Raw genomic sequence first — 13,641 nt, 5'->3', positions numbered from 1 at the left:
GAAGTGTATGAGCTTTTTACAAATACGTAACGTTTCTCACTGCTTTTTTGCAAAAGAAAATGCCAAACTTATTCTTGAAGATATGAGTTTGCAAGTAGAAGAAGGCGAATTTATTTCAATCCTTGGTCCAAGTGGTTGCGGAAAAACAACGCTCCTCTCCATCATCGCAGGTCTACTCGATCCAATTGAAGGTATCGTATTTTTAGATGGTGAACCGATTACAACTAAGACCCCCTCTATGGGCTATATGCTCCAGCAAGATTACTTGTTTCCGTGGAAAACAATTGAAGAAAATATTATGCTCGGACTTCATATTCGGAAGGTTTATGATGAAAATACGAAAGAACATACATTAAAGCTTTTAAAACAAGTCGGCCTATATGATATAGAACAGCAATACCCTCGTGAACTATCCGGTGGTATGCGCCAACGTGCTGCACTCGTTCGAACATTAGCGACCGACCCAAAAATTTTATTGTTAGATGAACCATTTTCCGCTCTTGATTATCAAACAAAGTTAAAACTAGAAGATCTCGTCTTCACATTACTACGTAACTATAAGAAAACATCCCTACTTGTGACACATGATATTGAAGAAGCAATTGCGATGAGTGATCGTATTTATTTGCTGCAGGCGAACCCTGGAAAAATCGCAAAAACATTCATCGTCCCAGAAAGTATCCGTTCCTTATCGCCGTTAGAAGCACGCCACCACCATGACTTCCCATCCCTCTTCCAAGAAATATGGAAGGAGTTGGAACGACTTGGATAATATAAAACAACTACATGAACAGTTTCGAAAAAAAGAAAGACAACATGCATGGTTAGCTCGCTCTTTACAACTTGTACTTCTTGTTCTTTTCTTTGCACTATGGGAAATAGCGAGTAAAAAAGAATGGATTGATCCTTTACTCTTTAGCTCTCCTTCAAGTATTTGGGATCTCTTTTTAACGAAATGGATTGACGGTTCACTTTGGGTCCACATATGGACGACATTACTTGAAACAGGAGTAGGCTTCATTCTCGGAACTGTACTTGGAGCTATTATTGCTACTCTCCTTTGGTGGATGCCACTTTTGGCCCGCGTACTTGATCCTTATCTCGTCGTCCTAAATGCAATGCCAAAAGTTGCACTCGGTCCAATCATCATTGTTATTTTCGGTCCAAATATTTCATCCTCTATCGCAATGGGGGTAATCATCTCTATCATCATTACCATTCTCGTTATTTACAGCGCATTTCAAGAAGTCGATTCCAACTATATTAAGGTCATGGACACATTTGGCGCAAATAAATGGCAATGCTATAAGCACGTTATTCTCCCTTCATCTTTCCCTGCAATTATTTCAACGTTAAAAGTGAATGTTGGCTTATCATGGGTCGGTGTTATTTTCGGGGAACTCCTCGTTTCTAAACAAGGGCTTGGCTATTTAATTAGCTACGGATTCCAAGTCTTTAACTTCACACTCGTCTTACTCAGTGTATTGCTCACTTGTGTCCTCGCAACTCTTATGTATGTATTTGTCGAGGCATTTGAAAAACTCCTTATTGGAAAACGAAAAAAAAGCTGACTTAGAGCGATACGCTAGAGTCAGCTTCTTTCTTCTACCTTTTATCACACATTTTCGAATCATCTGTAACATTCCCATTAGCAACCGTAACTGTATGGAAACAATCTTTCACACGCACCGTAACGACATTATCTTTTCGATCAATAATATGATAATCATTAAACTCTTTATTTAATGCACTACGAATTTGCTCCCCTTCAAAAATCGGAAAACCGTGAGACATTACCCAAATGAGACCAGCAACAGCAAGAATCGTTTTCATACGTTTCATTACCTCCTCGAGAGTAAACTTATAGCCCCTATACTATGCGCATTATAATTGTGTCTAATTTGTGACGTTTTTATACTAATTCTATTTTAATGATTAAGTTCCTTCTTCTTTTTTAAAAAAGACAGAATTTTCAATTTTATCAACTTGAAGAAACGCAAAGAACTACAATTCTTCACGTTTTCCCTTGGCTAAAATATATCGAACACATAATTCGCATTAGTGTCCACTTGGTTGTTCCATCGTTTTCGACACATCATATAACCCAGCTAACACTTCCGCTCTCATTTTTACAAGCTCGGAGAATTGATAGAAGAAGGCAATTTTTTTATATTTTAATTCTGTTCCTTCTTTCACCTTTTTTGAATCTTGTAAAATAAACGCTGTAAATGTATCCGCAATATCCTCTGCTACATTTGTCGTCCCATACAGTGAAACAAACTCACCATGCTTTTCCTTAAAAAATTCAATTTGAGCTTCTTCGCTTTCTTCCACTTTCTTTTCTGTCCACTCCTGGTCAATTGGTTTCCAGAAAGAATTATAAAATTGATTTATATAAGAGCTCTCCTTCGCACATCCTTCTTGTAAGAAAAGAGATTTACATTTATTTTGGTATGATAAAATATCCTTATCTTCTTCAAAAGCCTTTAAGTACTTTTCATTTACTGGTATTTGTTTATGTCCCAGCGTCAATACGTGAGCCGTCTCATGTATTAATGTTTTCATCACTTGATCGATATTTACTGCAGAATCAAGCGTATCTAAACTAATGGTCCACTCTTTCGGATACTCCATACTTGGCATAACATGAGCCACAATTCCATCGTATCCATCTGTTACCATATCAAACTCTTTTATGTCAGTGCGATACTTAGCAGGAATAAGCGTGCTATACATCTCCCATAACGATTCATGATAATCCCTATCTTGACGTTGCTTTAATACTTCTTCTTTCGCGTCCTTCTCCTCCGCAAAAGCCTTATTCAATCGTTTGCGATCTAGTTTATCGAAATAAGGATCTACAATTTCATCACCATCAATATAATAAGAAGCTAAAAAGAAATAATTTTCATCATCCTTTTTTTTCATTTCTGCTTCTTTCATATCGTTACTTGAATGTCCTTCTAAATCATAATCCTCTAGTACTTCAAGTTCTGAAAGTCCATCTATCTTTTTATATACTTTTTGAAGTGTTTTATCACCTATTTGTGTGCATTCTTCTGTCGTTTCGCACACATCTTTTTTCTCTCTTTTCGAAGTTTGCTCCGACATATCACATCCAGCTACTAAGCCCGTTGAAATCATAAAACACACTAACTTGCCATATAGTTTCTTCATACGCACCTCCATTATTCCATTCTACAAAAATATCATAATCATTTTTTAACGAATATGCGATAATTAATTATAAAAACTGTATGGAGATTTCCCATGATTCGAGCAATCTTATTTGACTTAGATGGAACACTATTAGATCGTCGCCAATCTCTAGAGCAATTTATTCGTGATCAATATAATCGCTTCGCCTTTCATTTGATAAACATAGAAAAATTCGAGTATTGCTCTCGTTTTCTTGAACTCGACAATAATGGTTACACGTGGAAAGATAAGGTATATTCCACTCTCCTTTGCGAATACAACATTACCACTTTAACGCAAGAGCAACTGCTACACGACTACATTACAAACTTCCAACATCATTGTATTCCTTTCCAAAACATGCATGAACTACTTCAACAATTAAAACAGCGAAACATTAAAATTGGTATTATTACAAACGGCTTTACTAAATTTCAGATGAGCAACCTTCGAGCACTAAACATACATACGTATACAAGCACGATTCTTGTTTCAGAAGCGGAAGGAATTAAAAAGCCTCACCCTGAGATTTTCGAACGGGCTTTACAAAAGCTAAACGTAAAAGCAGAAGAATGCCTTTACGTTGGAGACCATCCAGAAAATGATGTGCTTGGTTCTGAACAAGTAGGGATTCTTGGCGTTTGGAAGAGAGATTCATTTTGGGGTGACTTTGAACATTCACGTGTCGTGGATGATTTATTAGAGGTGCTTTCGTTTTTAGGGGCGGAGGTAAAAACAATACAATAGTAAATAAATTATATCAGCGATTTTTGAAATATATCGATTTACCAACAAAAAGAGGAGGCCGTTGTTCAAAAACGCCTCCTCTTCCTTTATTATTCATAAACTGTAAACTGCGGTTTACTCGGATGATCTTTAACTAGCGCATCATCTGGAAACTTTGAAACTTTTTTATATAAAGCAATGTCACCGATACAACCTGCTGTTAGTAGAATCCCTAAAAATGAGAGTGGCTCCAGACTCATAGCTAATCCCAATACAATTGGTAAAATTCCAGTTGGTAAAAACGGAAGCATTAACACTGTCTTCATTTGCTTTACTGTAATCACCTGTTTAGAATGAGCATATGCAGCACCTAATTTCCAATTGACGCCCCATTTTAGTTCACTCCACGGAACACCTCCGATATAACGAAATCCAATTAAATGTATTGCCTCATGAATACAAACGAGGATAATCATTCCAATAATCAAAAGAAACATAATCGGCAATGTAATTTCAATTTGAAACTCGCCTGAAAAAAGCGCATGTAAATAACCAATTCCAATCGCCAGAGCGAATATTATAAAAAATGAATAAATATTTAATTTAACCATTGAAACAGAGACAGTTGTTTCTTTTCTGTTATCCACCTTTTCACCTCCTAAAATGTAAATATACCTTTATAAAATTGTATAATATACCTAAAACAATATGAAGATATATTTACATTCATTCTTACACATAAAAAAGAAACCGGCCACTTTACTTCGTAAAACAGCCGATTTCTTCTATATGTTTCATCGTACGCGCTAATACATCATCGCGCATAATAAAGCTAAATTTTCTATCAGTTTTAATATTATCAGGAATGTCTTTTAATAAAACAGACCCTTTCGTTTCTTCGTAATGCGTATGTTGCTCTACCGCACTAATTGTTGCAAAATAAATGTTTTTAATGATTATTTTGTCTTTTCCGGATACTTTGTATTGCCCTAAGTAAGTTAAATCAGAAACTATGCCGCCGGTTTCCTCATGAACTTCTCGAACTGCCGCTTCTTCCGGTGTTTCCCCGAGTTCTACTTTACCACCTGGAAATTCAAGACCACGGCGTAAATGATGCGTTAATAACCATTGATCCCCGTACCGGCATACAACCCAAACATGCTTTGGCTCAGGAGAAAATGGGTAACGTTCAAACGATAATTGTACAGTGTTGTGGTAATAATCTTTAAATTTGTACATGCCATTACTCCCCTATTGATGATTACAAGTTTTTCCTACCACAAATTGTAGCATATTCTCGCTTTTCTGCATAATATTATCCAATTACAATCCATTGATTATTCCCATTTGTGCGACTAATTCTTTCGTTTCATGATTCCCTAGATCATAAATCATTTTATATGCTTTTTGTAGTTGTTCATCATATCGATCATTATTCGAATCGTGATGATACTCAACGAATGGAACGTGGGAGCGTACATACGAACCTAAGTCCTCTTCATACGCTTGATCAAAATACTCTCTTAACTCCGTAATCTCTTCGTCATTTGCATAAATTTCAAAATTATACGTATCCGCCGTCTTCACTTGCGAAATTTGACCATTTCCAACTGATATATAATATGTTTTTTTATTCTCCATGTAACACCCTTCTTTCATCCTTTTAATTTCTATTGTTTTCATCAATTACAAAATTATGTAAAATAAAGAAAAGGAGGGATTTCATGCTCAAAATATTAATTATCGGCATTATAATCGTACTGATCGTATTAGTACTCTCCGTCATGACGATTAATAAAGGCTACGCATATAAACATTCTGTTGATAAGCCCGAAGATAACCCTTACTCGAAAAATAATAAGGAGGAATCATAGTATGCTTCGTATACTTCGCATCGCAATCGCACTCACTGTGATAATTATGTCGGCAATTGGGCTCTATACAGGTCAAAATAACTTTCTACCACTTTCACAATTTCTATTAGGAGCTTTAATGTTTCTCATCGCAATTGAGCAAATAAAAAAGAAGGATTCAGGAACCGGATTTATTTGCATTGTTGCTGGAGCATTCTCTTGGATTGTTCTCATCATTACCTACATAAAATAGAAGGAGGGTTCTTTATGTTAAAAGGAGTTCGAATTACTTTTTCACTTATCGCTTTATCTATAGCAATCTATAGTTTTATTGCTGGAAATAGAGGAATTATGCCTTATATGTTTATCTTTTTAGGCGGTATGGCTTTCATTGTAAGTATAGAGGAAATGATGGAACATAAAAAAGTAAGTAGTACGCTCGCTTTTTTAGTCGGTGCAGCAGTTTTATATCTAGGTATCTCAGAAATACTTCGTTAATTTGTCTATTTAAAGGAGGATTATATGTTAAAAAACATTCGAATTATAATAGCTACTATTGCCCTCATTCTCGCTCTACTTAACCTCTTTGCAAACCTCCCTATGCTTTTACCATTCGTATTTATCCTTTTAAGTATTATGTTTATCCTTTTTGGAATTGATGAAATAAAAGAGCAGCAAAAAGCAAAAGCATTTGTTTATTTTCTCGGTTCTGTCTTTATTTTATATGTTGGAGTGTCTAGTATACTTTCATAAAAGAAGAGCAAGTTTTCTCTTAACAAAATAAAAAAACTGCCCTTTCACAGGCAGTTTTTCATTCTTATCCAAATACTTTCTCAAGTTCATCTTTATCTTGGCTTAACCAGAAGTTCATTAAGCGTTGTGCTCCTTCTAAGTCGTGAAGCTTCGCTTGGCCACATTGTGTTTCATTTGCAGCTGGAATTTCTGTAATTTGAACCGCATCTTTTAATGTTAGTTCTAATAAATCAATGATTTCTCGAACCGTCGGTGTTCCGCTTACTACAAGATAATATCCTGTTTGGCAACCCATTGGTGAAATATCGATAATATCAAAATGCGGATAACGATCAATATATTTACGTAAATTAAATGCTAATAAATGTTCTAACGTATGAATAACATCTGGTTTCATTGCTTGTTTATTCGGTTGGCAGAAACGAATATCAAATTTATTTACAATACCGTCACTACCTACATTGTGGACTCCGCAATGTCTTACATAAGGCGCCTTTACAATCGTATGGTCTAATTCAAAGCTTTCTACTGATGGCATACAACATCTCTCCCGCTTTTAATTTAATTCCGTTATATCCAATATGATATAACGGAAATCGACATTAGTAAAGAATTATGTACTGTCGTGCTATAATACTTTAAGACTATGCTGAAAAGGAGACCATTATGAAACAGATTTTTATCGGTATTATACGCTTTTATCAAAAGTTCATTTCTCCGATGACACCGCCAACGTGCCGCTTTCATCCGACTTGCTCTCATTATGGATTAGAAGCGTTTCAAAAACACGGTGCCTTCAAAGGATTTTGGCTTACATGTAAGCGTATATTAAAATGTCACCCTTTCCATCCGGGAGGATTTGATCCTGTCCCAGATAAAAAGGATGACAAAGTAAATTCTTAATTGTCGTAACCATTCACAACTAAATCTAATTTTCCTGTATCAGGATCTATAACAAGACCGTGAACAGGTACTTCTTCCGGAAGTAACGGATGGTTGCGAAGTATTGACACACTATGTTCTACACTTTCTTCTACACTAGAGAACCCTTGTAGGAATCTTTCTAAATCGATTCCAGAATAACGAAGTGTATCTAATTTCTCTTCTGTTACGCCGCGCTCTTTCATTTTTTCAATTGTACTGCTTGCTTGAATTTTTGCCATACCACAATCATGATGACCGACAACACATACTTCATCAGCTCCAAGCTCATATACAGCGACTAAAATACTACGCATAATACTTCCGAATGGATGTGAAATAACAGCGCCTGCTACTTTAATAATTTTTACATCACCGTTACGCATATTCATAGCTTTCGGTAATAATTCAACAAGACGAGTATCCATACAAGAGATAATTACCATTTTTTTATTTGGAAATTTTCCTGTTTCATACTCTTCGTATTTTTTCTCTTCAACGAATTTTTCATTGTATTGTAAAATCTCTTCTAATGACTTCATAGTAAAGAACCCTCTTTTCTCTCATTTACATTACATATGTAGTGTACCAAAATTTGAAAAACTCAAAAAGGATATTGCTTTATAGTAAAAATAGGATATTTTCAGATAATCGACATAATTCTTTCAAAATATACACACACCTTTGTAACAAGTCTCACATACTTTAAACGTTTTTTCACTATAAACTGATTGTAGATAATGTAAAAAAGGAGTGAATATTTATTATGTCCGACGTTCTGTTACTAAGTCGTTTTCAATTTGCAATTACTATTTTTTATCACTTTTTATTTGTACCTTTGACAATCGGACTTGTTATTTTAGTAGCATGTATGGAAACTCAATACGCCCGCACATTGAATCCAACATACCGCAAAATGGCAAATTTCTGGGGAAAACTTTTTACAATTAACTTCGTAATGGGGATTATAACTGGGATTACGATGGAATTCCAATTTGGAACAAACTGGTCTGAGTACTCCAAATATATGGGGGATATTTTCGGATCACCTCTCGCAATCGAAGCACTCGTTGCCTTCTTCTTAGAATCTACTTTCATGGGAATATGGTTATTCGGTAAAGACAAAATCTCACCAAAGTTCCGTGCTTTCTGTATGTGGATGGTTGCACTTGGAACAAATATTTCTGCCCTTTGGATTATTACTGCAAACGGCTTTATGCAAAATCCTGTTGGCTATGTAGTACGTAACGGCCGCGCTGAATTAAATGATTTCTGGGCTCTTGTTACAAATCCATATGCATGGAATATGTTCTTCCATACTGTAATTGGTTGTTATATTGTCGGTGCTTTCTTCGTTATGGCAATTAGTGCATATCACTTACTACGTAAAAATGAAGTGGAATTCTTCAAAAAATCATTTAAGTTTGGTTTAATGTTAGGGTTATTCGCCGCAACTATTACACCGTTTATGGGACATCAATCCGGTGTATCAGCAGCTAAGTATCAACCAGCAAAAGGAGCTGCAATGGAAGCTGTTTGGGAAACTGGAAAAGGACAAGGCTTCTCAATCATTCAAATTCCTGATGTGAAAAATGAAAAGAACTTTGAATTCCTTACTATTCCAAAACTCGGAAGTTTCTTCTATACAAACTCATTTGATGGAGAAATTGTTGGTTTAAAAGATATTCCGAAAGATGAACGCCCAAATGTTAACCTCGTGTATTATAGCTTCCGCTTAATGGTTGCACTTGGCATGTTCTTTATGGCATTAACTTGGTTCGGTTTCTATTTAAACCGAAAAGGAAAACTAGAAAACTCAAAACGTTATTTAAAAATTACAATGTGGTCTGTCTTACTTCCGTATATCGCAATTAACGCTGGCTGGATTGTTGCTGAAGTAGGTCGTCAACCGTGGACAGTTTATAAACTAATGCGTACAGCAGAATCCGTGTCACCTATATCAGTTCCACAAATTTGGTTCTCATTAATTAGTTTAATATTGTTCTACACTTTACTCTTAATTGCAGACGTATACTTAATGCTGAAGTTCGCGAAAAAAGGACCCGCTGCATTAGAAGAGCCTGCTACTGAAGGAGGTACAGCTCATGTCTCATGATATGCTTGCAATCATCTGGTTCGGTTTATGGGGCGTAATTTGGACAGTTTACTTCATTCTTGATGGATACGCACTCGGTAACGGAATGATTTTCCCATTCGTTGCGAAAGACCGACAAGAACGAAATCAATTACAAGAAGCTATCGGCCCGTTCTGGGGTGGTAATGAAGTATGGTTAATTACAGCTGGTGGTGCAACATTTGCTGCCTTTCCAGTCACATATGCAAATATGTTTAGCTACCTATATACACCACTATTTTTAGTATTACTTGCACTATTTGCTCGTGCCGCTGGACTTGAATTTATGCATAAAGACGATTCACCAATTTGGCAAAAAACTTGTAAATGGGCATTTACAATTGGTAGTTTCCTAATCGCCTTCTTATTCGGCGTTACATTCGCTAACCTATATTACGGGCTGCAAATCGGAAAAGATGGTTATGAAGGAACTTTACTTAGCTTACTAAACCATTATGGTATTTTAGGTGGTCTTTTCTTCACTGCTATATTCGTCGTATCTGGTGCCCTTTGGATTATGATTAAAACAACTGGCGAAGTATCTGATCGTGCTTATAAAATCGCAAGACCATTTTCAATGGCAGCTGCTATCATTTTAGCTATTTTCTACGTAGCAACTGCAAATCGTACAAATTTATTCCAAAACTTCACGGAATATCCTGTACTATTCATTCTTCCAGTACTTGCAATGTTAATGAGTGTACTCACACTTATTATGGTGTACAAACATAAAATCGGCCTTGCATTCACATTCGTTTGCTTAACAATCGCAATGTTTATGACAACCGGTTTTGCAGGTATGTTCCCGAGAATGTTACCATCACGTATTAACGACGCATACAGTACAACGTTATATAACGCAGCTGGTAGTGAATTAAACTTAAAAATTATGTTCTTCGTTGCAATCGTCATGGTACCAATCGTTATTGGATATCAGCTTTGGAGCTACAGCATATTTAAAAATAAAATTCATAAAGACTCTGCTAAAGGATATCACTAAAATGAAAAAGACACTTCGCTTGGTCTTATCCCCGTCAAGTAGACAGCTTTAAAAAAAGACTAAGCAGCCATTGAGATTCGATATTCAATCGGAGCTCGATGATTGAGTCGTTTTTGGAATCGTTTGTAGTTATAATGATAGATGTATGTTTCAATTGCTTGAATCAATTCTTCTTTTGTTTGATAATAATTGAGATAAAACATTTCAGATTTAAAATGAGAAAAGAATGATTCAATACAAGCATTGTCATGGCAGTTTCCTTTGCGAGAGTGGCTGCCGATGGCACCTAGCTGTTGAAGCGTACGATGATAAGCATGAGATGTGTATTGGAATCCTTGATCCGAGTGGATGATGGTTCCATACACATCTCTTTTTTTTGTTGCTAAATCAAGTGTATCGAGAACAAGTTGTAGATCATTGCGATGTGAGAGTTTCCAGGCAACAATTTCATTATTGTAAATGTCTTGGACGACCGATAAATAGAGAAAATTATCTTTGAATGGCAAGTAAGTGATGTCTGTAACAAATACCTCATTTTGTTTGCGATTTTGGAATTGGCGTTCTACTACATTTGGGAAAATCTTTGAGGATTTCCCTTTAAAAAAGCGACGCTTTTTACGGATGATCGATTGAATTTGAAGCTCTTGCATAAGTCTACATACTTTTTTGTGATTCACTAAAAAGCCCTCTTCTTGTAAGGCAATTGTCATACGAGGATAGCCATATTCCTTGTGTTTTATGTGAATCGCTTGAATTTGTTCACGCAGTGTATCATCCTTTGAAAAACGTAATTTTCTTTGCGTACGTGTTGAACGCCATTTATAGTAGCTAGAACGATTTAACTGAGCAATGACGACAAGCCAGATTACTTTGTATCGAGAACGTAGTTCTTCAATAATCTCGTACTTCGTCGTTTGAGCAAGGACACCTCCTACAGATTTGGATACTGCTTTTTTAAGTACGCCACCTGTGCCTTGTAGTATTCCAACTCTTCTTCCATACTATCGAATTTCGTACGAGGACGACCTTTCAAGGGATTTTTGAGGCCCTTATTACCACTACTTTTTCCCCGTGAGTCTGAAATACCGCCTGTTTCTTGATATTTCCTAACCCACTCTATTAATTGTGTTCTACTTTTAAGTCCATATTTCTTCGCTATAGCTGATTGACTACCCTCACCGTTTAAAAAACTTTCTACAGCTTGTATCTTTAATTCATTTGAATAAGTTTGAAATGTAGACCCTTTTTTAGCCATAATAAAATCCCCTCCAAGTAGAAGTGTAACATCCATGTTTGTTCATGGTCTTTTTACACTGTCTACCTTAAGGGGATAATATCAGCTTGAAGTGTCTTTTTTTACGTATGATTTTTGATAAGATGTTACATTTATAATCTAACAACTATGATAAAGAAGAATCACTAACAGCTCACAACTAAATTGTATCACAGGGCAAACACATCAATTTATGCAATTTTACATATGAAAATTATAACGTAGATTGAATTACTTGGTCATACACATCGTTATCCGTTACATCTGCCGTACTAATACCACTGAATGTCCTCACATTTAATCCCGTATTTGAAGATCCCGATCCATTATAAGCTTTCGTTTTTTCAATTGGATGTACGTTATATTTATCACCTAAGTTAATTGTCCCGTTACAGTTCTCAATAATAACCCCTTCCACAATAGCTGGCATTTTATCACCTACTTTCATTTCGTTACTCCCATTCTATGAGAATCGCCTAAAAAAATAGCATGTGTGAATAAGAAAAAAGCACTCAGGCTGAGTGCTTTTTTCTTATTTACCGCTCTTCTTTCTCTCACAAGCAATTCCATCGCCATCACGATCTAAATGCTTACCGTAATACGGACTATCTCTTGTAATATCGTAAACTCCAGCATCATTTGCTTCTTTACAGTTAGCAAAGCGTTTTGATTCTGGCTTTTGTTCCGGCTTCACCTCTGGTTGTGGTTGTTCTTGTCTTGCTCCTGGTCTTTCTTCAAGTGGTAATGTCGCGTTATATAAGAACTGAACATATTGCTCACGACTTACATGCATTCTAGGTGCGAATTTACCATCACCAGTTCCAGCTGTAATATAATTTGATTTAACTGCAGTAATCGCAGGATTCGCCCATCCATTTCTATCTACATCCGGAAAATTATGATCCCCTCTAATTTGCAATTGAAACCCTTTTGTTAAAATTTGTGCCATTTCATCGCGAGTTAACGAATCTTTCGGCCTAAAGTTCCCTGTGTCATCTCCAGCGAATACACCGATCTCTGTTAAAGCAAGAATCTCTTTTTTAAACTGAGTCGAACGATCAGTAACATCTTTATAAGGATTATTATACTGTTCTTTTACTGCTGGCTTTAATTGACGGAACATAAGGGCTGCAACTTGCTCACGAGTTACATCATCACCAAATCCAAAAATCCCATTTCCATATCCAGCAACAATGTTTTTATTTGCTAAATCCATAATTGCCTTATAAGCCCAATGATTGTTTGGTACATCTTTAAACTGAGTACTTGCCTGCGCTGTCCCGATTGAAGTAAATGCTGTAGTTGCAACAATTGCACCTGTTAAAAGTAATTTTTTAAATCCCATACTTAAGTCTCCTTCTCTTTTCCATAATAACCATTTAACAATATAACAAATTATATAACTCCATTTTGTCATATTCTGTCGAATACAAAAAAGAACCCCGAAGGATTCTTTTTTGCTAAGCACAAATGGCAATTTTGGAGACAGTTGACTTTTTCAAAAATTTATTAGGGGTAATATTTTGAAAAAGAAAGCCTTTCATATGTAACTTAACATCACTGGAATATATAGTAAATTGATAATGTTTATACGGAAGATTGCTAATGTTTAGTATAGATATTTTCCACTATATCAACAGCGATAACTATCTACACTAAACAACAAAAAGGCGCCTTTTAAAAAGACGCCCTTTCCCCTGTTTATATAAACCCCATCCGCTTTTCGTAAACACACACTAGAAAACAGAATCATGAATTGTTACAAGATTGTTAGGTGCAAAAA

At 35.8% G+C, this 13,641-nt stretch carries 20 protein-coding genes; 10 read left to right on the top strand and 10 right to left on the bottom strand.

Going from position 1 to position 13,641, the window contains the following annotated elements:
- Positions 1–7 precede the first annotated feature (7 nt).
- Entirely contained in the window at positions 8–772 is a 765-nt protein-coding gene (locus tag JFT89_RS24330) for an ABC transporter ATP-binding protein (protein ID WP_002034467.1), read from the top strand.
- Positions 765–1,571, top strand: a complete 807-nt coding sequence (locus JFT89_RS24325; RefSeq protein ID WP_002138764.1) for an ABC transporter permease — start codon at positions 765–767, stop codon at positions 1,569–1,571. Before JFT89_RS24330 ends, JFT89_RS24325 begins: the two co-directional genes overlap by 8 nt.
- Positions 1,572–1,605: 34 nt before the next feature.
- On the opposite strand, the gene JFT89_RS24320 is transcribed toward JFT89_RS24325, so the two are convergent.
- Positions 1,606–1,833 (bottom strand): hypothetical protein, encoded by a 228-nt coding sequence (locus JFT89_RS24320; RefSeq protein WP_002089142.1) that lies wholly within the window; start codon positions 1,831–1,833, stop codon positions 1,606–1,608.
- 225 nt (positions 1,834–2,058) lie between these two features.
- Entirely contained in the window at positions 2,059–3,177 is a 1,119-nt protein-coding gene (locus tag JFT89_RS24315; RefSeq protein WP_201040815.1) for a recombinase family protein, read from the bottom strand.
- A 93-nt stretch (positions 3,178–3,270) separates the two neighbouring features.
- On the opposite strand from JFT89_RS24315, the gene JFT89_RS24310 reads away from it, so the two are divergent.
- The gene (locus JFT89_RS24310) at positions 3,271–3,945 is read left to right on the top strand and encodes an HAD family hydrolase (RefSeq protein ID WP_002067814.1); all 675 of its coding nucleotides are present in this window, start codon (positions 3,271–3,273) and stop codon (positions 3,943–3,945) included.
- 89 nt (positions 3,946–4,034) lie between these two features.
- Here JFT89_RS24310 and JFT89_RS24305 read toward each other — a convergent pair whose 3' ends face one another.
- The 3 genes from JFT89_RS24305 to JFT89_RS24295 all read right to left on the bottom strand — a co-directional run bounded on the left by JFT89_RS24305 (position 4,035) and on the right by JFT89_RS24295 (position 5,565).
- Entirely contained in the window at positions 4,035–4,571 is a 537-nt protein-coding gene (locus JFT89_RS24305) for a DUF3267 domain-containing protein (protein ID WP_201040814.1), read from the bottom strand.
- A 112-nt stretch (positions 4,572–4,683) separates the two neighbouring features.
- Entirely contained in the window at positions 4,684–5,163 is a 480-nt protein-coding gene (mutTA, locus tag JFT89_RS24300) for an antimutator 8-oxo-(dGTP/GTP)ase (RefSeq protein ID WP_002015736.1), read from the bottom strand.
- 84 nt (positions 5,164–5,247) lie between these two features.
- A complete protein-coding gene (locus JFT89_RS24295; RefSeq protein ID WP_002089150.1) occupies positions 5,248–5,565 on the bottom strand; it encodes a hypothetical protein in 318 nt (105 codons plus the stop codon).
- A gap of 83 nt (positions 5,566–5,648) precedes the next feature.
- Here JFT89_RS24295 and ytzI point away from each other — a divergent pair, with 83 nt between their 5' ends.
- Genes ytzI through JFT89_RS24275 form a run of 4 tightly spaced genes read left to right on the top strand, consistent with a single transcriptional unit; the run spans position 5,649 to position 6,530 of the window.
- Positions 5,649–5,798, top strand: coding sequence for a YtzI protein (gene ytzI, locus JFT89_RS24290; protein ID WP_016095937.1), 150 nt, complete (start codon positions 5,649–5,651; stop codon positions 5,796–5,798).
- Position 5,799: 1 nt separating this feature from the next.
- Positions 5,800–6,030, top strand: a complete 231-nt coding sequence (locus tag JFT89_RS24285; protein ID WP_002067811.1) for a YczI family protein — start codon at positions 5,800–5,802, stop codon at positions 6,028–6,030.
- Between the two features lie 14 nt (positions 6,031–6,044).
- Positions 6,045–6,275, top strand: a complete 231-nt coding sequence (locus tag JFT89_RS24280; protein ID WP_002067810.1) for a YczI family protein — start codon at positions 6,045–6,047, stop codon at positions 6,273–6,275.
- A gap of 24 nt (positions 6,276–6,299) precedes the next feature.
- Positions 6,300–6,530 (top strand): YczI family protein, encoded by a 231-nt coding sequence (locus tag JFT89_RS24275; RefSeq protein WP_016092495.1) that lies wholly within the window; start codon positions 6,300–6,302, stop codon positions 6,528–6,530.
- A gap of 64 nt (positions 6,531–6,594) precedes the next feature.
- On the opposite strand, the gene luxS is transcribed toward JFT89_RS24275, so the two are convergent.
- The gene (luxS, locus tag JFT89_RS24270; protein WP_001141371.1) at positions 6,595–7,068 is read right to left on the bottom strand and encodes an S-ribosylhomocysteine lyase LuxS; all 474 of its coding nucleotides are present in this window, start codon (positions 7,066–7,068) and stop codon (positions 6,595–6,597) included.
- Positions 7,069–7,196: 128 nt separating this feature from the next.
- Here luxS and yidD point away from each other — a divergent pair, with 128 nt between their 5' ends.
- Positions 7,197–7,433, top strand: a complete 237-nt coding sequence (gene yidD / locus JFT89_RS24265; protein WP_002112460.1) for a membrane protein insertion efficiency factor YidD — start codon at positions 7,197–7,199, stop codon at positions 7,431–7,433.
- Here yidD and JFT89_RS24260 read toward each other — a convergent pair.
- Entirely contained in the window at positions 7,430–7,993 is a 564-nt protein-coding gene (locus JFT89_RS24260; protein WP_002015742.1) for a beta-class carbonic anhydrase, read from the bottom strand. The two genes, yidD and JFT89_RS24260, sit on opposite strands and share 4 nt — an antisense overlap.
- Before the next feature lie 224 nt (positions 7,994–8,217).
- Between JFT89_RS24260 and cydA the strand changes: the two genes are divergently transcribed.
- Both cydA and cydB read left to right on the top strand, forming a co-directional pair.
- On the top strand, positions 8,218–9,567 hold the full coding sequence (gene cydA, locus JFT89_RS24255; protein ID WP_016095936.1) for a cytochrome ubiquinol oxidase subunit I: 1,350 nt from the start codon (positions 8,218–8,220) through the stop codon (positions 9,565–9,567).
- Complete coding sequence (gene cydB / locus JFT89_RS24250; RefSeq protein WP_016095935.1) at positions 9,557–10,585, top strand: cytochrome d ubiquinol oxidase subunit II; 1,029 nt, start codon at positions 9,557–9,559, stop codon at positions 10,583–10,585. The genes cydA and cydB overlap by 11 nt, the downstream gene beginning before the upstream one ends.
- 59 nt (positions 10,586–10,644) lie before the next feature.
- Here cydB and JFT89_RS24245 read toward each other — a convergent pair.
- The 3 genes from JFT89_RS24245 to JFT89_RS24235 form a co-directional block, all read right to left on the bottom strand.
- Positions 10,645–11,840, bottom strand: a protein-coding gene (locus JFT89_RS24245; RefSeq protein ID WP_374191829.1) for an IS3 family transposase whose coding sequence is annotated in 2 segments (ribosomal slippage) — positions 10,645–11,543 and positions 11,543–11,840 — 1,197 coding nt in all. Because the reading frame shifts where the segments join, the coding sequence is not laid out codon by codon here.
- Between the two features lie 232 nt (positions 11,841–12,072).
- Positions 12,073–12,306, bottom strand: coding sequence for a spore germination protein (locus tag JFT89_RS24240; RefSeq protein WP_002015747.1), 234 nt, complete (start codon positions 12,304–12,306; stop codon positions 12,073–12,075).
- Between the two features lie 84 nt (positions 12,307–12,390).
- On the bottom strand, positions 12,391–13,203 hold the full coding sequence (locus tag JFT89_RS24235; protein WP_016095934.1) for an S-layer homology domain-containing protein: 813 nt from the start codon (positions 13,201–13,203) through the stop codon (positions 12,391–12,393).
- Positions 13,204–13,641: the final 438 nt, after the last annotated feature.

The organism is Bacillus sp. TH25 (assembly GCF_016650935.1).
In the GTDB taxonomy this organism is placed as follows: domain Bacteria; phylum Bacillota; class Bacilli; order Bacillales; family Bacillaceae_G; genus Bacillus_A; species Bacillus_A mycoides.
The sequence above is the reverse complement of the archived record's forward strand: the minus strand, read 5'-3'. Positions and strand labels throughout refer to the sequence as shown.